The organism is Paenibacillus sp. FSL H8-0104 (assembly GCF_038050215.1).
Classification (GTDB): Bacteria; Bacillota; Bacilli; order Paenibacillales; family Paenibacillaceae; genus Paenibacillus; species Paenibacillus amylolyticus.
Genome location: NZ_JBBOTC010000001.1, coordinates 3,253,020 through 3,274,541, shown reverse-complemented (window position 1 = coordinate 3,274,541; position 21,522 = coordinate 3,253,020). Strand labels below are relative to the sequence as shown.

Below are 21,522 nucleotides of genomic sequence, written 5' to 3'. Positions count from 1 at the left end.
GTATAATAAGCAATCTTTTGCGCTACCAAAAACTAGCTTCACTTATCTCGCTGTTACCTATACAAAGAACTATGAATAGAAGACTCACGAAATTTAAATTAGCAGATTAATAAAAAGCACCCTTACGAATAACACTTTATTCGCAAGGGTGCAGGTAAAATAATAGTCTTAATTTATGAAGTAATAAGTTATTTAAGAAGTCTAATAGGGTTAAGGATTCACAACCGTTGTTTTCTTAAGATTTCCGTTTTTATCATATTCATAGTGTACTATCTTCCCTGATTCATACATGATACTTTTTAATTGGCCGGAAGAATTATAAACATAACTAGACTTTTCTTTCTTTACAGGCTTCTTAGTCACAGTTTCACTATTTTTCGAAAATTTCTTCTTGTTACTGTTAGTAGCTTTAACTATAAATTTATATTCTTCATTAGGATTTAACCCTTTAATAATAAAGGTCTCATCGTTAGTCTCAGCTATTTTCAACCCGTTCTGATAAACAATGAATCCACCTAAACCAGTACTAGGTGTTTTAGGTTTATTCCACATAAGTCTTACAGAGGAGCTGGATAAAGCTTTTAAATTCAATCCAGTAGGTGCTTCTATTGATTCCTCTTTCCCTTTAAGTACAGTAACCTCTATAAGTTTCGGTTTTTCCAGAGCTTTAGGAAACCGTTCCAGTAGGTTATTACCCCAAATATAAGCTTGATTTGAGTTACTAACTGCCATGCTAGTACTATTTCCCGCTTCAATATATTTAATATTGGACAGCCCTGAAAGTATTGTGGGCTTTAACTGATCAGTAGTCGTACCATCGCCTAAAGTGCCATACGTATTATCTCCCCAAGATAATACAGTACCACTACCTTCTAAAGCGAGAACGTAAGTATCTCCGAGTGCAAGTTGTGTTATCGAATTTAGACTTTTTACTTTTTGAGGAATGTACTGGTCAATGAGCGTACCATCGCCCAGTTGCCCGAAATCATTCCTTCCCCATGCCCATACATTTTGATCGATATCTATAGCCATAGCGTAGCCCTTACCTGCAAAGACTTTAGTAATTCCTTTCGGGATACTAATTTTACGAGGGATATTACTTGTATAAGGATCTATATCTCTTGAACCCAGTTGATAAGAACTGTTATCATCGCCCCATGCCCACAAAGTTCCATCTTTCCTTACAGCATAAGAAGCATCTGTGTTTACTGCTATGTCAACCACGTCAGCAAGTTTTACAGATGCCAGTTGGCCAAGAGGTTCTATATTACTAAAGGCCCCCCAACTCCAAAGATCTCCATTTTCAGCCAATGCTAAATTCATCTCATATCCTGCTGCTATATCCACTACTTTCTTCAAATTGGATATTATTTGAGTTGGTCTAGAATCGTAACCCCACTCTAAAATTGATCCTTCTGATGTTAACGCTAGACTATGGACTTCTCCTGCAGAAATCGCCATTATATTTGTTGCTAATGGATTATTCTCTACTACTTTATTCATCATTGGAGAGAACTCGCCAAACATGCCACTACCAGCTGACCAAATCGAACCTTCCTCATCGAGCATAAGAAGATGATTGTTCCCTATAGATATTTTCTTTATTATTTGGTCATTTTTAGATTCTGCAGCAAACAGAGAAGTATCCTCAGATAATACATAATTAAAAACTAATATCAGAATAACAGTGATTTTGGTTCCAAAAAGAAATCGTTTACTCAAATTACATAACCCCATTCTCTAACTTAATAATTTTATATTTAATTTGCATTATATAATATTTTTTCTCTAAGATGACCTCTTTTCACTTGAAATTTTTGAAATGCTTATTTATTATCATGTATTTAGGTCCTAAAATAAATAGCTATTTCAGTAATACCTTATCTTATATGTCGGTTTATTAACAATTAATTCGAGTGAATCTTTAATAAGGTTAATATCAGAGTATTACCAGGTATAGAATTGAGATCATAATCGGATACACCATCTTTGTTAATCTGAGAAGAACTACTACACTATTAACTTTGAAATAATACATCTTCACAATATATTAAAAAAACTTTACTAATTTCCGAATAAAATATTAAAAACCTCATCGAATATAAAAAGCCATTGATTGTTGTTATCAACGGCACTCCAACTATTATTTAGTTACCTTGTATTTAATCAGATTATATCGGTGGTCGCTAATCACAGTTCGATAGACCACATTTTCGGACGAGTCATATGCAAAGTTACTCTTATGCACATCATCTAAAACAAAGTATTTACTAAGTATAATGTCTCCATTATCTTTCATTAAGGTATACCTCTCTCCCCATTTGTCATCAATGGTCCCAAAGCTAGTATACTCAATATAGCTATCGTTTCGATAGGAGCTCATTAAACCATTAAAATTAAGCTCTCCTTCATACGTACGAGAAAACAGCTTTTTGAAGTTATGATCATACAAAGTGATACTGTGTTCAGATTTGTTATCAATTAATAGTTTACTTCCGGTTGAATGCATAGAAATATTCATGTTTCTATCAAGCACGGTGTCCCATTTGAGTTTACCATTAACTCCATAAGCCATTAATTTCTGTCCACCATATGAATTGGATCTTGCATATTCTACAATTAGTGTACCGTCACTTAATTGATGATAACCCGCAACGTAAAAACCACCAAACTTTTTGGAGTTAATCGTAAATAACGGCTTTTTCAAAGAGGTTACATCTTTTAAAACCTCGATTTTATTCTCACCTACAAAATGGAGTACATAACCAGAAGTCAGTACTTCAGTTTTATAACCTAACAGAGTCTCGCTTGTCGTTATTCCTTTGGAATTTAGTGTGATAAAACGGGATTGATTTTTAAGACTATCCGTTTGTTGTAAGACAATACCCTTTTTATACGGATAGATATTTGAGAAACTTAAATCCTTCTTCTCATATATACGTTTTCCTTTCGCATCCAAACTAAGAATATTAAACGTTTTCCCGTGATTCGTAGAATATTGATAGAATATACTTCCGCTCTCGTTATAGAACCAAGCGTGATTCAAAGGGTAAAAATTCTTCACTTTATTTTTAATGTCGTACGCCCAGGCAATTTTCCCTGTCTTATTATTTATCGTGTATAGGCCAAAGTTATTACCAGACAAAGTGCCCGGGTTTAGCATGACAAGCTGAGCAGCACGGTTAATATTGTCTTGAGGATTGTAACCTAGATCAAAACTCAGATAATTAAATTCTATAGGAAGAGTATGTACCCATTCCTGCTGTAGCCCTCCGTGCTCCTCTAAGCTTAATTCGGTGAATTCTGCATACATCTGATCTGTGCTGCCTAAATACAAAGTTAAAACTACGAAAATTGCTAACAATCTTTTAGATATCTTTCCTTTCAACACTGGCACAACCCTTCTCTAATTTTTACTTCTATTTACACGGGGAAATCAGTGTGCTTGTCTACTTAGAAGATCACACAATAGATCCAATATTGAAAATAGAAGTAGATCCATCAATTTTTAGACCATAATCATTTCTGTTTGTAGAAAGTGGAATGTCTGCGTAACCCTCGGACTGCACTCCCTTTTTCAATTTAATAGAGAAATAATCGATATATGGATCGTTACATGACCCCAATAGTCCGTTGTTGCATGCATCGCTTGTTCAGCTTTAGCTAAACTTCATCCACTTTCAAAGTTTCCCCATTGCGTATTTTTGAATACATTCAAGGATGATCAGTGCTTGAGCATGGGGCGTTGTCCATTCCGGATCTAGTTTTCCAATTCCTGTTCCCGAAATAAATTCGTTTTTTACAGCTATGTACATAAATTCTTTGTCCGTACTTGCTTTTTGATCAATTTATCTCACAGCAACGTGAATCATTTCCAAACGAGACATGAGCTTAGTCCAATCATCGGATGGAAAATCAGACTGGCTGTAAAGTCCCTTTATTTTGGCTGATTTAACATAGACCTCATACCATAGGCCATGACTTGGGATAGAATCACCTCTGTCCCCAATGAGCCCACAATGAGCTTCAAAAATTCTGCGCTGTAACCTGATTATCTGGATAAAACATTCCGTCAGGGTAACCACTCACAATCCCCTGCTTAATAGCATTCAAAATACTAGATTCAGCCCAATGTTCTGTGATATCGACTAAATAACCCAATACATTTTTGTCATTCTCCACTGCTTCTGCGGATAGATTTGGCGTACTTTGAGTGGTTTCTCCAGATGATACGCTAGTTTCTAAAGTATAGGTTGTAGCTTAGAAGCCTCCCGTTGTTAACAATAAGATAACTGTACTTGATCTTAGAAGAACTTTCTTCATCTTTTAAGCCTCATTTTCTAATAATGATGTGGATGGGTAGTCCAATTTATCTCAGCTTCATCTCCTAATAGGTTTTCATTCGATACTGCTAGACTTTAAATGTTTTCTTTTATCCAAGATCGCAACTGATCAGAATAGAAAGCGCGTTCATCTGGATCGGACTGCGAACCATTTGTCAGATACAGTTGATCATTCACGTATCTAGGGTAAACATGCAGATGATAATGCCACACGTCTTGATTGCCAGCAGGTTCATTATGTTGCCGTGTCGAAATCCCATCACATCCATATGTACTTTTCATTGCAAATGCTGTAAGCTGAGCCGCGCGGTGAATTTCAACAGCGTAATCCGCAGGGAGTTCAAAAATATTCTCGAAATGTTCATTCGGAACAATAAGAACATGTCCTTTATTGTTTGGCCACCATTTGCCCGCTATAAATGCCGTTACCTTTTCATTTTGATAGATGATATCCCTTTGTTTTGTTCCCTGATCAGGTCGCTCGATACCCCAAATACGACAAAATGGACATTCGTAACCTTCCGGCTGATGTGAAAATGATACTGTCATCTTTCTCATTCCACTCCTTTCATGTTTACTTCACTAGTTATTAGACGCAGGTATCTTCTGTTCGTTGCGAAAAGAGCACGGGTTGTAGAATGATCAGGAATTAACAAACTGAAAAGCAAAAAGCAGCTGACCTTGGCGGCAGCTGCTTTCTACTATCTTTAACTATCATTATTGCACACTTCACAATTACATGGTGCCGATATCAATAACAAAGCGATATTTCACGTCGGAAGCCAGTACACGTTTGTATGCTTCGTCAATCTGGTCAGCGGAGATAACCTCAATGTTAGGCGCAATATTATGTTCTGCACAGAAATCAAGCATTTCCTGCGTCTCACGGATGCCACCAATCATGGAACCTGCGAATGAACGGCGATGGCCGATAAGAGAAAATACGTTTACGGCTAGTGGCTCAGCAGGAGCACCCACGTTCACGAGTGTGCCATCAAGTGTGAGCAGTGAGAAATAAGCGTTAATATCAATATTCGCACTTACTGTGTTGATCATCAGATCAAATGTCCCTGCAAGTTTCTCGAATGTTTCCGGTTCGCTTGTGGCAAAGTAGTGATCTGCACCAAATTGCAGTCCATCTTCTTTTTTGCTCAAGGATTGGGAGAGAACCGTTACTTCCGCACCCATCGCATGTGCAATTTTGACAGCCATATGACCTAGACCACCCATACCTACAACGGCAACCTTCTTACCTGGGCCAGCTCCCCAGTGATGAAGTGGTGAATACGTCGTAATACCGGCACACAGCAAAGGTGCAGCAGCATCAAGTGCAATGTTATCAGGGATGCGCACGACGAAATCCTCTACGACAACAATATGAGTTGAATATCCACCTTGCGTAGGCTCACCGTATTTGTCTACTCCAGCGTAAGTTTGAATATTTCCTTTGAGACAGTATTGCTCTTCACCTTTGCGACAGTTAACACATTCACCACAAGAGTCCACCATACATCCGACCCCTACTCGGTCACCGACCTTATATTTGGAGACTCCAGTTCCTACATCGGTTACAATCCCGGCAATCTCGTGTCCAGGAACGAGTGGATAATTCACAGGGCCCCATTCACCGTGGGCAGTATGGATGTCAGAATGGCAGATACCGGCATATTTAATCTCGATTAATACATCATTGGTATCCAGATCACGTCGTTTGATTTCAGCACTTCTGAATTGTTGGTCTGGTCCGTCAACGGCTCTGGCTTTAGCTATAATCAATGGTATAACCTCCTAGTAATTTAAAGTTCAAAATAATCTTACCCCCTCTAGTTAACTCTAGGTCAAATGTTTATCTTATTTTTTTATCTCCAACGTACTTTGACATCCAGTAATCCAACATGTTAGAATTCACTCGGATCATCCTAGAGTTAACTCGAAGTCTACCCCTAGTAGAAAGGAATTTTATGAAAATGACCTATTCAATCGGTGAAGTTGCCAAAAAATTAGACCTTACGGTATATACATTGCGTTACTACGACAAGGAAGGACTCATGCCTTTTGTTGAACGCACCACGAGTGGAACACGTTTGTTCAAAGACTCCGACATTGACTTTCTAAAGATCATCCAATGTCTGAAGCTGACCGGGATGCCTATTAAAGACATTAAGGACTTCATTGAATGGTGCTCTGAAGGGGACTCCTCGCTGAAGCAAAGATATGACATGTTTACGGAGCGAAAAGCTATTGTGGAAGCACAAATGGAGGAACTAAAAAGAACCATGGAAGTCATCGAGCACAAACGCTGCTACTACGAAACAGCTTTGGAGGCTGGGACCGAAGAGATTCACAAAATTAAACCGATGGAAAATGCCATCACCAATTAATGGTTCATACTTTCTATTTTCTAAAATTAGCGCACAAAAAAGTAGCTTGAAGTCCTCTAACGGATTTCAAGCTACTTTTTTGGGTATGTCTCTACTCATCATTTTTCCAAAAGTTTCATCGTTACATTGATAATACGGTTTAGTTTTTCTTTTTCCGTCGAGGTTCTTGCCATGGCTCTGATGCCGACAGAAATATTGTGCAGGTACTCTGCCATTTCTTTCGCATCATGATCAGAAGAGAATTCTCCCTCCCGCTGCCCCCATTGAATGATCTGCTCGAACATCCGCTCAGCTTCGTTAAACGATTCAAGAGATCGGTTGTCCACTTCCTGATCACGTGTGCCTAGCTCCACGGCGGAGTTCACGATCAAGCATCCCGATGGCGTATCCTCTACTGCACTGATCATAACATCGAAAATTTTATGCAGTGCTTCCACTGCCGTCTTGGATGCCTTGATTTCTGCGAGTAATGTGGTGCTGATCTTGCCACTATAACGATCCATAGCCTTCAAAAACAGCGTATGTTTATCGTCGAACGTATCATATATACTTCTGCGATGAATGCCCATATGCTCAACCAGATCACTCATCGACGTCTTCTCGTAACCTTGTTCCCAGAAGATCTTCATTGCTTTATCCAACACTTCGTTCACTTCAAACTCTTTACTTCTAGCCATTCGACTTCCCTCCCAAAATCAATCTAACACATCGGGAACGATCAGTAAATAAAAGATGCAGATACCCTTTTCATTCTCATCTAATCATATATTAGCTGAACCGTAAGTGTATATCTTCTGTACTTGTTGTATATCATGACCTGTGTACTTGTGATTATGTAACCAGCAATCAGAATGTCTTATCCATTCACATCAAATGTTTGCCTATTCCTATCCGTTTTCTACCGCCTTTGGTCAATATACGATAGAATGTGATTATTATGTTGTGAGGAAAAAAGGAGAACTTTGCATGTCTGATCAAATACACGAACAACAAAACGAATTAGCCACACTCATTGACCGTTTTTCTGACAAGGACGGGGTGCATCCTACGGCAATCCCTTCATTATCTCTAATCCGTGAATCAGTCGTTACTGAACCTATATTTAGAGTGAATGAACCATCCTTCTGCATTATCGTTCAGGGTGAGAAAGAGGTCCTGCTGGGACAGGATCGTTTCCGGTATGGTCCAGGAAGTTATATCGTCGCAACCGTTGACTTGCCGGTTAGTGGACAAGTGATTCAAGCCTCGTCTGAGGCTCCCTATCTGGCCCTGAAGCTTGAATTCACATCCAGTGAGATTCTGGAGGTATTGAACCATTCCGATTTCCCAGCAAGACCGCGGAAAACAACGAGACGTGCGATGTTTGTCAGCCAAGCTGAGTCGTCTCTGCTGGATGCAGTCGTCAGGTTAGCCCGTTTGTTGGAAGATCATTCGGAAGGTATCCCGCTGCTCGCTCCTTTGTTCAAAAAAGAAATTCTCTATAAAGTTCTGAAAGGCCCACATGGGACTGCTCTGGAACAAGCTACCATGGAGGGTAGCCATACCTATCGAATCAGAGACGTTATTGAATATATTATGAATCACTCTGAGCAAAATTTTCGGGTTGAGGAATTGGCGGATTTGGCAAATATGAGTACTGCCTCGCTGCACAGACACTTTAAAGAAGTGACTGCCATGAGTCCGATTCAGTTTCAAAAACAACTTAGGCTGCAAGAAGCGCGCCGCTTGTTATTATCCAAGTCCACCGATGCAGCAGATGTAGCATTTCAGGTAGGTTACGAGAGCCCTTCCCAATTCAGCCGTGAATATTCACGCATGTTCGGATTTCCGCCCAGAGAAGATATTAAACGCCTGCGAGGTAAAACCGATGAGACGACTACCATCTCTTGACTGGTTACTGGCTAATATCGCTCCTTTAGCTCGTCTAGTCTAACCTCAAAAAGGACTCCTTCTGTTTTGCCAGTCGGAGTCCTTCCCTTATTCATGTATTAATGAAGATCACTAAATCATTAACATTAAATTATCAATACATTAAAAACCAGTCGTATATTGTTTTGGAACGTCCGTTGTCTTGCGCAAAGCAGACGCAGCTTCCAAGGCCCAGTAAGGATTTCTTAACAACCCTCTTCCGACTGCAACGAGATCAGCTTCTTCATTTCCGATGACTGCATTTGCCAATTTCGGGTCGTCCAGCCTTCCAACAGCAATCACAGGCACATCAAGAGCTTCTTTGATTGCTTTAGCGAGAGGTACTTGATAAGCTGCGTGAGTTCCTGGTCTGCCCGATGCACCAATAGGTCCCTCGCCACCAGATGAGATGTCAAATACGTCAACGCCTGCCTCTTTATAAGCTTTGGCAAACTCGGAACTTTCGTTAATGCCATAGCCACCTTCGACATATTCTTTGGCTGAAATACGCATCATCAGGGGCATGTCTTTTGGCATCTCTGCCTTTGCAGCCTGAATGATCTCCCGTCCAAATAACGTTAAATCTTGACCATATTCGTCTTCTCGCTTGTTTGTTAGTGGAGAATGGAACTGATGAATCAGATATCCATGTGCGCCATGAAGCTCAATCGCATCAAAACCAGCTTTCACAGCACGAGCTACAGCACTCCGGAATTTCTCAACCATTCCTTTTACTTCATCCGTTGTGAGCGCTCTTGGCTGCTTGGAATTCTCATCAAAGGCGATCGCGGATGGAGCAACTGGAACCTCAGCATCTTCTGCTTTGCGGCCCGCATGAGCAATCTGAATGCCAACCTTGGCCCCATAACTGTGACACGCATCTACGATCCGCTTCAGAGCCGGGATCTGTTCATCTGACCATAACCCAAGATCATAATCTGAGATTCGGCCATCCGGCTCCACATCTGTCATTTCAATGATAATGAGACCTGTTCCTCCTACAGCACGACTAACGTAATGCATATAATGCCAATCGGTTGCAATACCATCTTTTTGCTCAACTGAATATTGGCACATTGGAGCCATTACGACACGGTTTTTAAGCTCCAGGCTTTTAAAAGAATATGGACTAAACAAATCTGTCATCAAAATAAAACTCCCCTTTTCATGAATCACGTATAATAAAATGCATGCGCAAGCATCGAAATAATACCTACGATTAATAACTCCGTATGATTTGGAACTCACATTTAACTTTTACTTCATCACATAAAGACATTCAAATCCATGCTTTCGCAAAATACGGACAGCCTTTTTGGATTGAAGCATACCAGGTGACATTATAATTACGTTATCTTCTCGAAGAAGGTATTTTTCCCATGTGAAAGCAAGCCGTCCCAATGAGATGTTAATCGTATCCGGAGTAGGGTTAGCCATATAATCCGTCGCATCTCGAATATCAATCACTTTATACTGCCGAAAATCACGCTCTTGTCTGAGAAATACTTGATAATCTATATATTCAAGATTGCGTACTGGCCAAAATTGACGTACAACGATGAACATACCTAATATGAAGGTCAAAAGCATCAACATAATCATTGTATAGCCCTCTCTTAACTCATCAGATATCATCGAAAATTTTGTTTTGGATCAAAGCCCACTCAATGCCTCAGATATTGTATCCTCACCAGCGATTAGATCAAATGAACGCTTGTAGGTATTCTTCTCACTCAAACTGGCTAAAATCACATGAGCTACATCTTCACGAGCAATGTTACCGGTTGTGATATTCTCAGCAGCAGTAACTTTTCCTGTTCCCGGTTCATTCATTAGAATCCCTGGACGTATAATGGTATATGTTAATCCACTGATCTCTAACAATTTATCAGCATAGTGTTTCGCTGCATAATATGGAAGGATGTTATCATGCCAGTTCTCACGATTATTGGCTTGGATCGCACTCACCATGATAAATCGATCAATACCCTCTTTTTGAGCCGCTTCAATGGTTTTCCCGGCACCATCCAGATCAATCAGGAGTGTTTTATCATATCCCGTTGTACCGCCAGAACCAGCCGCAAATACAATGGCATCACAACCCGTTGCAGCAGCTACAAGTGAGTCAACCGTACCTTCCAAGTCGGCAAGCACCGTTTCCACACCCTGTGCTGCAAATGAATCTACCTGTTCTTGTTTTCGTACCATGGCAAGAACGGTGTGTTCTTCACTATTCTTCAAAAGATGAATAAGTTGTTGACCAATCTGTCCATTTGATCCCACGACGAACACCCTCATGTTCAATACCTCCTTTATACAAAATCACCGCATCCATATTAAATTCATGCGCATGCATTTAATTTAACGGATATATTAATGAGTGTCAAGTCTTCTTATAGGGTAAATGACTACATTACCCTATATTCACCCTAGCCTTAGAACAATTCTTTAGTGAGGTTCTCTAATCGAGTCTCAAATCCATCCTGTTCCAATTCAGTTTGCAAGACCTGATTAAACGTTTGAAGTGCTTTCTTGTATTTATTCTCTCCAAGCTCCGTAATTCGAGTGTAAATGCCACGCCGGTCATCTTCACATGCATGTCTTTCCAGAGCCCCACAGTCTTTGGCTTCCATCCTAACGACGAGCCTGGAAGTAGCACTTTGGCTCAACCCCACTAGTTCTTGAAGTTGCTGTAGGCGTAATTCCTTACCCTCCGCATTATATATGAAGTTTAACACATAAAATTCCTTCAAAGATAAGTCATATTGTTGAAGCAGAGCTTGTTCCAGCTTCTCGTTCAGATGGGTATGAATGTTAGAGAAAGCCAACCAAACATTCAAACGTTCACTCTTTTGCTGCAATCTAGATCACCCCGCTTGATATTTAATGTTCATCAGCTGTTATCCTATTGTATCAAGCTTAATTACATTGGTCAAAACCCATCCAAGTTCGACGTATATAACATCCTAAGCTCATCAGAAGAGCATTTCCCCGTCTTGTACCGACGTTTAGAAATGCTCCAGTATTACCATTTATGCAGTCTAATCTTACTTCGCGGTAAGCAGGCTATCGGAAATAAATTGAAGCTGACCTTCCAACGTTAACGGATCGTTGTACGAGTCTGAAGTCGGATCAAGCTGGAACACATGATTTGCCTTCACCGCAGGCAAGTTCTTCCATAATGTATTGTCATATACGATCTTGGGATCGGTTGTATCTCCCGACCACGGGCTGGTGAAGATGATATCCCCCGCATACTCCGGTAATAGTTCCATGGAGATTGAAGCCCATCCAGTTCCGCTGTCAATCGCTTCAGCTTGGGCCTTGGCTGGTGCCTTGAGATCAAACTCCCCGTAAATAATTTCACCACCTCGACCATAGTTATGACCGAATACAAATAATCCTTTGGCGTATGGATTCAGTATGGAAACGGTACGATCGCCTACAGCTTCCTGAACCTTGGGCTTCAGTTCGTTGATCTTCGCTTCCCATTTAGCATTCCAAGCTTTCGCTGCGTCTTCTCTATTGGTGAGCTTACCCATTTCAAGCATTAGATCCTTGAAATTGCGCTTACCATATGCAATCTGTACAACAGGCGCAATCTGCTCCAGCTTGTCGATGCCCTCTGTTCCAGTGTACACGATAAATAAGTCAGGTTTTAAACTGATTAGTTTCTCTGGTGTAGGCTCTTGACCCAGATCACTGGTGCCCGCTGCTGCAAGTTGATCCTTGATATATTTGTTGTTCATCGCTCCTGATAATGCGCCAACTACCGGTGCATCCAAGGCAACAAAGTACCCTGTCGAAAATGATGTCAAATCAATAATGCGCTTAGGATTCTTCGGTACCTGTACTTCACCTGCATCCGATTGATATGTAACAAGTTCCTCTTCGGCAGTTGCCGTTGATTCAGCGGAAGAAGCTGAATCCGAGTCCGTCTTGGTTTCTGTCTCCGTAGCCGCATTCGTGCTGTCCCCGTTTGTACTATTGGTCGTCGCAGACTGACCACATGCACTAAGTACAATCAGCAAGATAAGTGCCATCATGATCCATATTGATTTTATCTGTTTACGCAAAATAAACCCACCTTTTCGTTGATATTGATAATCGTTATCAACGATATCATGCTATGCAGGATTTGACAAGCTATGTTTACTGCACCCCCTCTATGAACTCTAACTTGCAAGTCACCAAGTTAAACAGCTATCATCAATAGAGTAAACCATTCACTTTTTTTAAAAAAGTGAGTTTTGAAAAGCCAATGAAACGTAATCAAGGAGGACAACATGGAAGAGATTATATTGTGGTTAAAGTATTTGTTTTTAGGTATTGTTCAAGGTGCGACGGAGCCAATCCCCGTCTCCTCAAGCGGTCATCTGATCATCGCCCAGAAACTTATGGGCATCAAGCAGAATGGATTGTCATTTGAGATTTTAACAAACACGGCATCACTTATCGCTATTATTTTTATTTTCCGGGAAGATATCAAAAAGTTGATTATTGGTGCATTAGGTTACCTGCGTACTCGTAAAGAAGAATATCGAGCAGACTTCATGTTTTGCTTATACATAATTATTGGTACGATCCCTGCTGCTGTCGTTGCAGTCCTGTTCAAGGACCGGATTGAAGAAATCTTCTCATCCGTATATACCGTTTCCATCGCGCTATTAATCACCGGGGTTGCCTTGTGGCTTATTCGTAATCTTCGTGGTCGCAAGCAAGACGGTGATCTGTCTACGAAAGATGCATTGTTGGTAGGTCTGGCTCAGGCGGTCGCTCTTATTCCGGGCATTAGCCGCTCAGGGGCAACTGTAATTGCGTCCATCGCTGTTGGCATGAAACAGGAAACGGCTTTGAAGTTCTCCTTTATGCTGTACATTCCCATAAGCATTGGTGGACTCATTATGGGTGTATCCGACATCGCCAATGATCCGAATCGATCACAACTGGCTATCCCTTATCTAATCGCATTCATCACGACACTCTTTGTCACGTATTTCTCCATGAGATGGTTTATGGGCATTATGGCCAAAGGCAATCTGAAATACTTTTCGTATTACTGTTTTGCTGCAGGAACATTGTTACTGATCTTCTTATAAAAAATAGTCCACACACCAAAAGGAACAACCAGCGATGGTTGTTCCTTTGTTGTATAGTGGCAGAACCTTAATGACCTATAGCAAGAGCTAGACGGTCAGGCGCGTAGCCTTGTTGCTTCTGTTAACCAGCTCTGTAGCCGCGAACATAACACTGAACAGAATCAGCAGGATCAGGGGTACCATTGACATTCCCCATTGGCTGGCTATAAGTCCCATACCTAACGGGATGAGTGTTGAACCTGTATAGGCACTGGCCATTTCAAGTCCAATTACACTTGGGGATGCCTTCTCACCGAAGCGTTCCGGTGTCGCATGAACAATACTCGGATAGATCGGTGCTCCGCCCAGTCCCACGATAAATAAAGCCCCTGCGGCAATCCAGTAAGGAATCGGCATAACCAGGATAACTAATCCGAAGCATCCAACGATTCCACCATATCTGATGAGATTTTTGCTGGTTACATGAGTCGAAAGAAAACCTGAGATTACACGTCCCAAGATAATGCCAATGAAAAATAGAGAGGATAGTGCTGCGGCAGTACCTGGAGAAACTCCTTTGCTAACAATGAAGAAAGAAGCCATCCACAGACCGGCAGCAGTTTCGGAACCGTTGTAACAGAGCATCGCAAGCATCGACATTTTCACGCCGGGGATACGTATGGCCTCAGGGTTGCTTACGCGTTTCTTCTCATCGCCTGAACCCTCTACTCTTTCCTTCTCAAAAATCTTCCATAGAGACAAAGTTGATAATAAGACCACCACGATCCCAAGCAAAATCAACCCCACAGTAACGTATCCTGCACGCCAGTTGTTTGCTTGATTCAGCCAATATGCCATAACGAGTGGGCCTGTCACTGCGCCAATTCCCCAGAAACAGTGCAACCAGTTCATATGCTTGGCCTTGAAATGTAATGCTACATAATTACTTAGTGCCGCATCCACCGAACCTGCACCTAAGCCGAGAGGGATCGCCAAAATCAGTAAAAACACAAAATTCTCAGAGAATGAGAATCCCAACAGCGCGATCGTTGTTGAGAGGATACTGAATAATGTGACTTTACCCGTTCCGAACCGGTGTAACAATCGGCTGGCGGACAGACTGGACACTACTGTACTAAATGAAATGATTAGCGATATGTAACCAGCCATTTCTGTTGTCGCATGTATATCGTTTTTCATAACGGACCAGGCACTGCCAAGTAAAGCATCAGGTAATCCCAGCCCTATAAATGCGAGATAAATAATGATTAACAATAACGTGACCATCTGGGTGTCTCTCCTCAGTTTGTTTAATTTCTGATTCTCGTCGAACCACCCATATAATAATATTGATATTTCTATCTGTAATCTTCCTATATTTTGACTCTTTATATCAGTATTCTGATATATTCTGGCGACTCATTACCTATATCACTGGTTCAGGATAGGTATTTCTCCAAGCAAATTCTTCAAGTTAATGGCATCCCACGGCATATGCTCAGTTATTCCTAATCCAACTACATCTGTTTCTTCAGACAGTTCTTTGATCAGATGAAGCAAGTGAGGTATTTGCATGGTTCCCGCTGGTGAAAACTCATAAGGTTCTCCTGGCTTGGCGAATAACAATGAACGGAACATGTTGGGATCAAGCACATCCAGATCAAGATGAATTGCCAGGTGTTTGAACCCAGTCTCTTTAATCCACTTCTTAATCGAATCCATGCCATGGGTTAATTCTTCAGTTCCAGCCGTTCGGATACCCAATCTTTGAATCACTTCGGTTTCCTGTTCAGTGGGAGCTGTCAACCCGGCCATGAAGACATGTTCGGGCTTCAAGGGGACACTAACATGTTTGGCAAACTCCGGATCGCCTTCCCCAAGAAGGTTCCCAAGCGGTAAAGTATGACCGTTGTCATAACCCTCGTATCTAACCAGATCACCATGTGCATCAATCCATATCAAACCAAGTTCTCCGCCATATCGTTCATTTAAATAAGCAAACGGGGCTTGTTCAACCAAACAGTCACCGCCAAACATGACAATGCGATCGGGCTGGTGAGCTTGAATAATATGCTGGGCAGCCTGCAATTGCTGAAGTAGCTGTGTTCTGCCTTTTATCCCGTTCTCGCTTACCAGAGATGTTCCATCATAAGCCTCAACAGGAACATGAATGAGAGGTTGATTATTGTCAGGTGCAAGCCATGCAAGCAGCTCCCCTCCAAAAGAGTAGTTAGGATTATCTCCACCTTGCCATTGTGGCATAAGCAGACGTATTGTTTTTTGAGTCATCGTAAATCTCCTTTACTTCAAAGTAAGGTTAGTATAAACTGAGCCCAAACAAATAAATAGTACGGTCTTTTAGGATAGGTACTACCCGGAAGGATAGTGTGAATGATGAGTATGGCTGAATACCACGGTAAAGTTAAAAATATTCAAGATACCCCTTTTGGATACACGTTGTCCGTTATTGGTGGCAAATGGAAAATGGTAATTATGTATCTTCTGGCTGATAACCAGCCTGTCCGCTTCAATGAACTTAAAAGACAGATCGGCGCCATCACGTATAAAACGCTGAGTTCACAGCTCAAAGAATTGGAAGCAGATGGTATGGTGGCGCGGAAAGAATATCCCCAAGTCCCTCCTAAAGTCGAGTACCGTCTGACAGCCAAAGCTGAAACGTTATTGCCCGTTTTGGAAGGACTATGTGAGTGGGGGGTCCAACATCAAGAACCTTCGATCAATAATAGCGCAACGGATTGAACGCTTTTGTCTGTATTTTCAGATGAGATAATTGGAGTATATGGAGTATGTTAAAATGCAAAAAGTCGCCAATCGGCGACTTTTTTACTTTTATCTTGTGTTCCTCTGTCCGTTCAGGAAATAAAAGCTGTGATGCGTATAATTATACTTTTTCGTGTACCAGATCTTTCTGGTAGGCCAACACTCTGTCCCAATTTCCACTGAAAACAGGAATTCGATAATACCCTACACGCTCATACAGCGCTGCAGCTTCTGGTTGCAAGGGACCTGTTTGCAGTTTCAGATTGGTATAACCAAGTTCGTTTGCAAGACGCTCTGCCTCGGCCAATATCGCCTGGGCAATCCCCTTACGGCGGTAACCACTGCGTGTATACATGCGTTTAACTTCTACAGATGTATCATCAAGGGGTCTAAGTGCTCCGCAACCGACCGGATACCCGTCGATCCTGGCAACGATAAAGGCCGCACGTGGCACCTCAACGTCTGACAGTTGAAATCCCGCCGTTCCATCACCGCCATATAACAAACCGAGTTCTTCACTCAGTTCCTTGATCAATAACAGCGAATCTTCGCTCCGAATATCTTCAGCTGCTGCATGCACGATATGTGTCATCCCACATACCCCCTTTATCTTATTGGACTTATTGGTTTAAATGATATATCTAAATTATCATTCCCAACAGCAAGCGTCAATTCCCCAATTCATTGAATATTTCTATAAGTACACCCTATAAATACCCGAACGTATCTTATTGCCGTCTTTATTCGTTTACATAAGAAATATAACAAGCAACGATGTATATGAATTTCAACTCTCGGAGGTCTGATATTATGGAAATTTCAAAGGGAATAACGATGCTTCAGCTTAATTTCGAGGGGAATATAACTCACCCTGTTCTGATATGGGATGAAGAAATGGTTGTGTTAATTGATACCGGATTCCCTGGACAATATGACGATTTGCGTATCGCACTCGAAAAGATTGGTGTGCCGATCAGCCGACTTAAAGCAGTGATTTTGACGCATCAGGATGTGGACCATATCGGGTGTCTTCCCGAGATTTTGCAGGAGTGTGGCTCACAAGTCAAGATATATGCGCATGCGCTGGATAAGCCATATATTGAGGGACAGCTCCCTCTTCTCAAAGACGGTCACCTTGAGCATCCTCCAATGGGCAAAGTAGATGAAACGGTAACTGATGGTCAGGTACTGCCGTTTTGCGGCGGAATTCGTGTTATTCATACACCTGGTCATACGCCAGGTCATATCAGTCTATATTTGATGGGCAGCAAGACGCTCATCGCCGGAGATTCAATGTATAGTGTAGACGGCAGGCTTGGAGGCATTCATGAACCTACTACGCTGGATATCGAAACGGCTCGTTGCTCCTTGAAAAAGTATATGGAACTCGACATTTCATCTGTGATTTGTTACCACGGTGGACGAAGTGATATGAATGTAAATGAACAGATCTCAGAACTTACTCAAGGGTTATAAATAGTAAATTTGCTGATCCGCGAATGGTTACCGTCTAAACCCAGAAACCATTCTTAGCATAGTCTTCCTATTGTTTGGCATACTGCAAAATGGCTGTAGCCGCACGAATTCGCAGCTCTTCTTCTTCACTGTGTAACGCTTCTCTCAGCACCTTGAGAGCTGTCTGAATCGTGGCTTCATCTACCCCTGTTGAGAGAGAGTTGGTTGCTTCGGCTGCTATACTGACTGCAAGACCTCGATCCAGCTGTGCTTGTGGTATGGGATACTCAAACTTCGCAAGGATGGATGAGTCATTTTGCAGTGCTTGCACTTTGTCATTCAGTTCAGCGAGAGGAATGCGCCCCAACCAGGTAACTCCGCGCCGGTGACAGATCAAGTCGTTTTCTGTGCCAGCGGAATCGTCGTAATAATAATCCCCGATATCCCCAACATACGTCCATTCATCATCACTAATTAAGACATAATCTCCATCCTGCATGAGGTTAACAAACATATGTAGTGTCGCAAGTGTACTTGCCAATTCCGACTCATCCAAGGGATAGTGTTGAACCAACTGTTCCTTCCATAACTCCGGGGGCGTTTGCTCCAGATCCCCTGTACCTGACCAAGCAATACCAATATAATTGTCTTCCAAAAAGGACTTTACTCTGTTGATCCCATGCACAGTCGACTGGATATGATACAGGTTCATGCGTACCGCCTTCCTTTCAATCATTCGTATGAACGTAGTTAACCATTGTAACATTAGTGGTGTCTATTTCAAACGTAATGATCTCTTTCCCATATGGGGGGTTATGTGGACCGTAGAAAGTTCTGACTTCCAGAACGGTTCGAAAGTTATAACCACCTTGTGTGCGCCTTTTAAGTTCCAATACATGAATATCATATAGACCGTAGTTAGGGACCGGCATATGATTTGCCTGATAATAGTTGGTAATCTCACAGGCAATTTACCATACTCATCCACCTTTTTACTTTCTATTATCCCGAGCGAATGCAAAAGCATACAAAATATGATTACGATCTATTATTTATCCTTAGCTGAGTTGGAAGGTTATTATGTCATCGGAGTGGCAAGTGTAAATACTCGTTAATTCAACTTATGTAGCATACTCCTTTGGATATAGCCTCAGGCTATAACTAGGTATAATTTAATGGAATTACATTATAACTCTGAATCTGTGATAAATTTTGTGTAACATAAAAGCAGAGGGGTTTTAAACGATGACAAAAAGCAGTGTATTGGGATATCCGCGTATTGGTGCTGATCGGGAATGGAAGAAAGCGTTGGAAGCGTTCTGGGCAGGTAAGCTGGAGGAAACAGAATTTCACGCACGTTTGCAGGAGATTCGTATCGATCATTTGCGCAAGCAACAAGCAAAAGGCATAGACATCATTCCGGTTAATGACTTTAGCTATTATGATCATATCCTGGATACGGCTGTGATGTTTGGCATTATCCCTAAACGTTTTGCTTATGATGGTGGCTCGGTTCCGTTGTCCGTATATTATGGCATTGCTCGGGGAACGAAAGATGCCGCAGCAAGTGAAATGACAAAATGGTTTAACACCAACTATCACTACATAGTACCTGAACTGGACGGGGCTTCCCCAACTCTGACGGAAAACAAACCACTTCTCGCTTATCGTGAAGCAAAAGAAAAACTCGGCATTGAAGGTAAACCGGTTATTGTTGGACCGCTAACCTTCCTGAAGCTCTCCAAAGGTTATGATAAATCCGAGACAGACGCTTGGTTGGACCGCTTGTTGCCACTTTACACTCAATTGCTTCAAGAACTTGCAAGCGAAGGCGTTCAGTGGGTGCAGGTCGACGAACCTATTCTGGTAACCAAATTAAGCGATGAAGACGTACAGCGTCTGAATAAAATATATAAAACATTTGCCACAGCCGTTCCAGGCCTGAATATTATGTTGCAAACGTACTTTGAATCTGTCGAAAACTACAACGATATTGTTGCACTGCCAGTTCAAGGTGTAGGACTTGATTTTGTACACGGACTCTCTGGTAACACACAATCCATTCGGACATCCGGTTTCCCGGCAGACAAAGTGCTCGGTGCAGGTATTATTGATGGACGTGGGATCTGGAAAGCTTCCCTTCAAACAAAACTGAATTTGCTGAATGAATTAACTGAGTTCGTGACACCTGAACGTATCATCGTGCAATCATCTTGCAGCCTGCTGCATGTGCCAGTAACCACAGACCGTGAGGCAAAACTTACATCTGAACTGAAGAATGCTCTTGCATTTGCAGATGAAAAGCTGGATGAGATTGTTCTTTTGACTACAGCCTTATCTTCACCAAGTGCAGAGATTACCGCCAAAATAGACGAAGCTGAGCTTACCCTTCAAGCGCTTCAGCAATCCGAAGATCGGAACCGTACCGCTGTACAGAAAGCCGTTGCTTCCATCAGTGTTCAACAGCCAGAGCGCTCCCGTCCTTTTGCAGAGCGTCATGAAGCCCAACAGGCCAAATGGCAATTGCCACTCTTCCCGACAACAACGATAGGTAGTTTCCCACAATCTGCTGAAGTCAGAAAAGCACGTCAGTTGTGGCGCAAGGGTGAGTTGAACAACGAACAGTATGCTGCCTTCATCCGGGATCAGATTGATATCTGGATCAAGATTCAAGAAGAGATCGGAATTGACGTACTGGTGCATGGTGAGTTTGAGCGTACCGACATGGTTGAATTCTTTGGCGAGAAACTTGCCGGTTTTGCCTTTACACAGTTCGGCTGGGTACAATCATATGGTTCCCGTTGCGTGAAGCCACCTATCATCTTCGGAGATGTTGCGTTTACTGGTGAAATGACGGTTGAAGAAACGAGATATGCCCAATCGCAGACTGAGCGTCCTGTCAAAGGCATGCTCACTGGCCCGATTACCATCATGAACTGGTCATTCGTACGCGAAGACATTGCTCGTGAGCAGATTGCCTATCAATTGGCGTATGCGTTGAGACAGGAAGTCGAAGCACTTGAACAGGCAGGCATTGGCATGATCCAGGTTGACGAGCCGGCTGTTCGTGAAGGGCTTCCGTTGAAAGAAAATGAACAAGCCGACTACCTGGCTTGGGCAGTCAAAGCGTTCCGTATCTCCACGTGCACGGTGCATGAAACGACTCAAATTCATACACATATGTGCTATTGCGAATTCCATGACATGATTGATTCCATTGAAGCTATGGATGCGGATGTTATCTCCATTGAGACATCCCGTAGTCACGGTGAACTGATTCATAGTTTTGAAGAAAATACGTATGAGCTCGGTATCGGTCTTGGCGTATATGATATCCATAGTCCACGTGTTCCGAGTGTAGATGAAATGAGCAGCATGATTGAACGTGCCCTGCGTGTTCTTGATCCGAAGCTGTTCTGGATTAACCCGGACTGCGGATTGAAAACCCGTGGACAAGAAGAAACGGTTGCTTCTCTGCGCAACATGGTTGATGCAACCAGAATCGCTCGTAACAATCACGCTTCAGCTGCTGTATTGTAATCGGCTGCGAAGCAGCATATCTTCAAAAGCAAAAGT

22 protein-coding genes are annotated in these 21,522 nt (G+C 42.0%); 6 read left to right on the top strand and 16 right to left on the bottom strand.

The features are described 5' to 3' along the window. Positions 1-210: 210 nt before the first annotated feature. The 5 genes from NST38_RS14695 to NST38_RS14680 all read right to left on the bottom strand — a co-directional run bounded on the left by NST38_RS14695 (position 211) and on the right by NST38_RS14680 (position 6,119). On the bottom strand, positions 211-1,722 hold the full coding sequence (locus NST38_RS14695) for an RCC1 domain-containing protein (protein ID WP_076253004.1): 1,512 nt from the start codon (positions 1,720-1,722) through the stop codon (positions 211-213). A 421-nt stretch (positions 1,723-2,143) separates the two neighbouring features. Then, complete coding sequence (locus NST38_RS14690; RefSeq protein WP_076249358.1) at positions 2,144-3,391, bottom strand: hypothetical protein; 1,248 nt, start codon at positions 3,389-3,391, stop codon at positions 2,144-2,146. Positions 3,392-4,026: 635 nt separating this feature from the next. Further along, positions 4,027-4,182: an S-layer homology domain-containing protein gene (locus tag NST38_RS31645; protein WP_083684208.1), complete on the bottom strand. Its 156-nt coding sequence runs from the start codon at positions 4,180-4,182 to the stop codon at positions 4,027-4,029. 236 nt (positions 4,183-4,418) lie between these two features. Further along, positions 4,419-4,901: an HIT family protein gene (locus NST38_RS14685; RefSeq protein ID WP_341344001.1), complete on the bottom strand. Its 483-nt coding sequence runs from the start codon at positions 4,899-4,901 to the stop codon at positions 4,419-4,421. Between the two features lie 177 nt (positions 4,902-5,078). Next, positions 5,079-6,119 (bottom strand): NAD(P)-dependent alcohol dehydrogenase, encoded by a 1,041-nt coding sequence (locus NST38_RS14680; RefSeq protein WP_076249360.1) that lies wholly within the window; start codon positions 6,117-6,119, stop codon positions 5,079-5,081. A 191-nt stretch (positions 6,120-6,310) separates the two neighbouring features. Between NST38_RS14680 and NST38_RS14675 the strand changes: the two genes are divergently transcribed. Next, the gene (locus tag NST38_RS14675) at positions 6,311-6,724 is read left to right on the top strand and encodes a MerR family transcriptional regulator (RefSeq protein WP_370511402.1); all 414 of its coding nucleotides are present in this window, start codon (positions 6,311-6,313) and stop codon (positions 6,722-6,724) included. Positions 6,725-6,822: 98 nt separating this feature from the next. Here NST38_RS14675 and NST38_RS14670 read toward each other — a convergent pair whose 3' ends face one another. Next, positions 6,823-7,401 carry a TetR/AcrR family transcriptional regulator gene (locus tag NST38_RS14670; protein WP_076249362.1) on the bottom strand — a complete coding sequence of 193 codons (579 nt, stop codon included), beginning with the start codon at positions 7,399-7,401 and terminating at the stop codon, positions 6,823-6,825. A 289-nt stretch (positions 7,402-7,690) separates the two neighbouring features. On the opposite strand from NST38_RS14670, the gene NST38_RS14665 reads away from it, so the two are divergent. Continuing rightward, positions 7,691-8,614: an AraC family transcriptional regulator gene (locus NST38_RS14665; RefSeq protein ID WP_076249363.1), complete on the top strand. Its 924-nt coding sequence runs from the start codon at positions 7,691-7,693 to the stop codon at positions 8,612-8,614. A gap of 141 nt (positions 8,615-8,755) precedes the next feature. On the opposite strand, the gene NST38_RS14660 is transcribed toward NST38_RS14665, so the two are convergent. The 5 genes from NST38_RS14660 to NST38_RS14640 form a co-directional block, all read right to left on the bottom strand. Then, positions 8,756-9,778, bottom strand: a complete 1,023-nt coding sequence (locus tag NST38_RS14660; RefSeq protein WP_076249364.1) for an NADH:flavin oxidoreductase/NADH oxidase — start codon at positions 9,776-9,778, stop codon at positions 8,756-8,758. Between the two features lie 111 nt (positions 9,779-9,889). After that, positions 9,890-10,234 carry a rhodanese-like domain-containing protein gene (locus NST38_RS14655; protein WP_076249365.1) on the bottom strand — a complete coding sequence of 115 codons (345 nt, stop codon included), beginning with the start codon at positions 10,232-10,234 and terminating at the stop codon, positions 9,890-9,892. Between the two features lie 51 nt (positions 10,235-10,285). Next, complete coding sequence (locus tag NST38_RS14650) at positions 10,286-10,930, bottom strand: SDR family oxidoreductase (RefSeq protein WP_076249366.1); 645 nt, start codon at positions 10,928-10,930, stop codon at positions 10,286-10,288. A 137-nt stretch (positions 10,931-11,067) separates the two neighbouring features. Further along, positions 11,068-11,493, bottom strand: coding sequence for a MarR family winged helix-turn-helix transcriptional regulator (locus NST38_RS14645; RefSeq protein WP_017688556.1), 426 nt, complete (start codon positions 11,491-11,493; stop codon positions 11,068-11,070). A 186-nt stretch (positions 11,494-11,679) separates the two neighbouring features. Next, positions 11,680-12,708, bottom strand: a complete 1,029-nt coding sequence (locus NST38_RS14640; protein WP_083684209.1) for an ABC transporter substrate-binding protein — start codon at positions 12,706-12,708, stop codon at positions 11,680-11,682. 210 nt (positions 12,709-12,918) lie between these two features. Between NST38_RS14640 and NST38_RS14635 the strand changes: the two genes are divergently transcribed. Further along, positions 12,919-13,731: an undecaprenyl-diphosphate phosphatase gene (locus tag NST38_RS14635; protein ID WP_036608062.1), complete on the top strand. Its 813-nt coding sequence runs from the start codon at positions 12,919-12,921 to the stop codon at positions 13,729-13,731. 87 nt (positions 13,732-13,818) lie between these two features. Here NST38_RS14635 and NST38_RS14630 read toward each other — a convergent pair whose 3' ends face one another. Beyond that, positions 13,819-14,997: an MFS transporter gene (locus tag NST38_RS14630; RefSeq protein WP_076249367.1), complete on the bottom strand. Its 1,179-nt coding sequence runs from the start codon at positions 14,995-14,997 to the stop codon at positions 13,819-13,821. Positions 14,998-15,141: 144 nt separating this feature from the next. Continuing rightward, positions 15,142-15,999: an arginase family protein gene (locus NST38_RS14625; protein ID WP_076249368.1), complete on the bottom strand. Its 858-nt coding sequence runs from the start codon at positions 15,997-15,999 to the stop codon at positions 15,142-15,144. A 105-nt stretch (positions 16,000-16,104) separates the two neighbouring features. Here NST38_RS14625 and NST38_RS14620 point away from each other — a divergent pair, with 105 nt between their 5' ends. Continuing rightward, on the top strand, positions 16,105-16,470 hold the full coding sequence (locus NST38_RS14620) for a winged helix-turn-helix transcriptional regulator (protein ID WP_076249941.1): 366 nt from the start codon (positions 16,105-16,107) through the stop codon (positions 16,468-16,470). A gap of 142 nt (positions 16,471-16,612) precedes the next feature. On the opposite strand, the gene NST38_RS14615 is transcribed toward NST38_RS14620, so the two are convergent. Then, on the bottom strand, positions 16,613-17,083 hold the full coding sequence (locus NST38_RS14615) for a GNAT family N-acetyltransferase (protein WP_074095010.1): 471 nt from the start codon (positions 17,081-17,083) through the stop codon (positions 16,613-16,615). 218 nt (positions 17,084-17,301) lie between these two features. Between NST38_RS14615 and NST38_RS14610 the strand changes: the two genes are divergently transcribed. Further along, positions 17,302-17,967, top strand: a complete 666-nt coding sequence (locus tag NST38_RS14610) for an MBL fold metallo-hydrolase (RefSeq protein ID WP_076249369.1) — start codon at positions 17,302-17,304, stop codon at positions 17,965-17,967. Positions 17,968-18,034: 67 nt separating this feature from the next. On the opposite strand, the gene NST38_RS14605 is transcribed toward NST38_RS14610, so the two are convergent. Both NST38_RS14605 and NST38_RS31640 read right to left on the bottom strand, forming a co-directional pair. Beyond that, positions 18,035-18,658, bottom strand: coding sequence for a hypothetical protein (locus tag NST38_RS14605; RefSeq protein ID WP_076249370.1), 624 nt, complete (start codon positions 18,656-18,658; stop codon positions 18,035-18,037). Between the two features lie 16 nt (positions 18,659-18,674). Continuing rightward, a complete protein-coding gene (locus NST38_RS31640; protein WP_445933726.1) occupies positions 18,675-18,905 on the bottom strand; it encodes a DUF3888 domain-containing protein in 231 nt (76 codons plus the stop codon). Positions 18,906-19,191: 286 nt separating this feature from the next. Between NST38_RS31640 and metE the strand changes: the two genes are divergently transcribed. Beyond that, positions 19,192-21,486, top strand: coding sequence for a 5-methyltetrahydropteroyltriglutamate--homocysteine S-methyltransferase (gene metE, locus NST38_RS14600; protein ID WP_076249372.1), 2,295 nt, complete (start codon positions 19,192-19,194; stop codon positions 21,484-21,486). Positions 21,487-21,522 lie beyond the last annotated feature (36 nt).

What these genes read in the sequence shown, in the direction of transcription:
- NST38_RS14685 (WP_341344001.1), bottom strand. Translation starts at nt 4,901, where the DNA reads ATGAGAAAGATGACAGTATCATTTTCACATCAGCCGGAAGGTTACGAA.
- NST38_RS14675 (WP_370511402.1), top strand. Translation starts at nt 6,311, where the DNA reads ATGACCTATTCAATCGGTGAAGTTGCCAAAAAATTAGACCTTACGGTA.
- NST38_RS14670 (WP_076249362.1), bottom strand. Translation starts at nt 7,401, where the DNA reads ATGGCTAGAAGTAAAGAGTTTGAAGTGAACGAAGTGTTGGATAAAGCA.
- NST38_RS14665 (WP_076249363.1), top strand. Translation starts at nt 7,691, where the DNA reads ATGTCTGATCAAATACACGAACAACAAAACGAATTAGCCACACTCATT.
- NST38_RS14660 (WP_076249364.1), bottom strand. Translation starts at nt 9,778, where the DNA reads ATGACAGATTTGTTTAGTCCATATTCTTTTAAAAGCCTGGAGCTTAAA.
- NST38_RS14655 (WP_076249365.1), bottom strand. Translation starts at nt 10,234, where the DNA reads ATGATTATGTTGATGCTTTTGACCTTCATATTAGGTATGTTCATCGTT.
- NST38_RS14650 (WP_076249366.1), bottom strand. Translation starts at nt 10,930, where the DNA reads ATGAGGGTGTTCGTCGTGGGATCAAATGGACAGATTGGTCAACAACTT.
- NST38_RS14635 (WP_036608062.1), top strand. Translation starts at nt 12,919, where the DNA reads ATGGAAGAGATTATATTGTGGTTAAAGTATTTGTTTTTAGGTATTGTT.
- NST38_RS14630 (WP_076249367.1), bottom strand. Translation starts at nt 14,997, where the DNA reads ATGGTCACGTTATTGTTAATCATTATTTATCTCGCATTTATAGGGCTG.
- NST38_RS14625 (WP_076249368.1), bottom strand. Translation starts at nt 15,999, where the DNA reads ATGACTCAAAAAACAATACGTCTGCTTATGCCACAATGGCAAGGTGGA.
- NST38_RS14620 (WP_076249941.1), top strand. Translation starts at nt 16,105, where the DNA reads ATGAGTATGGCTGAATACCACGGTAAAGTTAAAAATATTCAAGATACC.
- NST38_RS14615 (WP_074095010.1), bottom strand. Translation starts at nt 17,083, where the DNA reads ATGACACATATCGTGCATGCAGCAGCTGAAGATATTCGGAGCGAAGAT.
- NST38_RS14610 (WP_076249369.1), top strand. Translation starts at nt 17,302, where the DNA reads ATGGAAATTTCAAAGGGAATAACGATGCTTCAGCTTAATTTCGAGGGG.
- NST38_RS14605 (WP_076249370.1), bottom strand. Translation starts at nt 18,658, where the DNA reads ATGAACCTGTATCATATCCAGTCGACTGTGCATGGGATCAACAGAGTA.
- metE (WP_076249372.1), top strand. Translation starts at nt 19,192, where the DNA reads ATGACAAAAAGCAGTGTATTGGGATATCCGCGTATTGGTGCTGATCGG.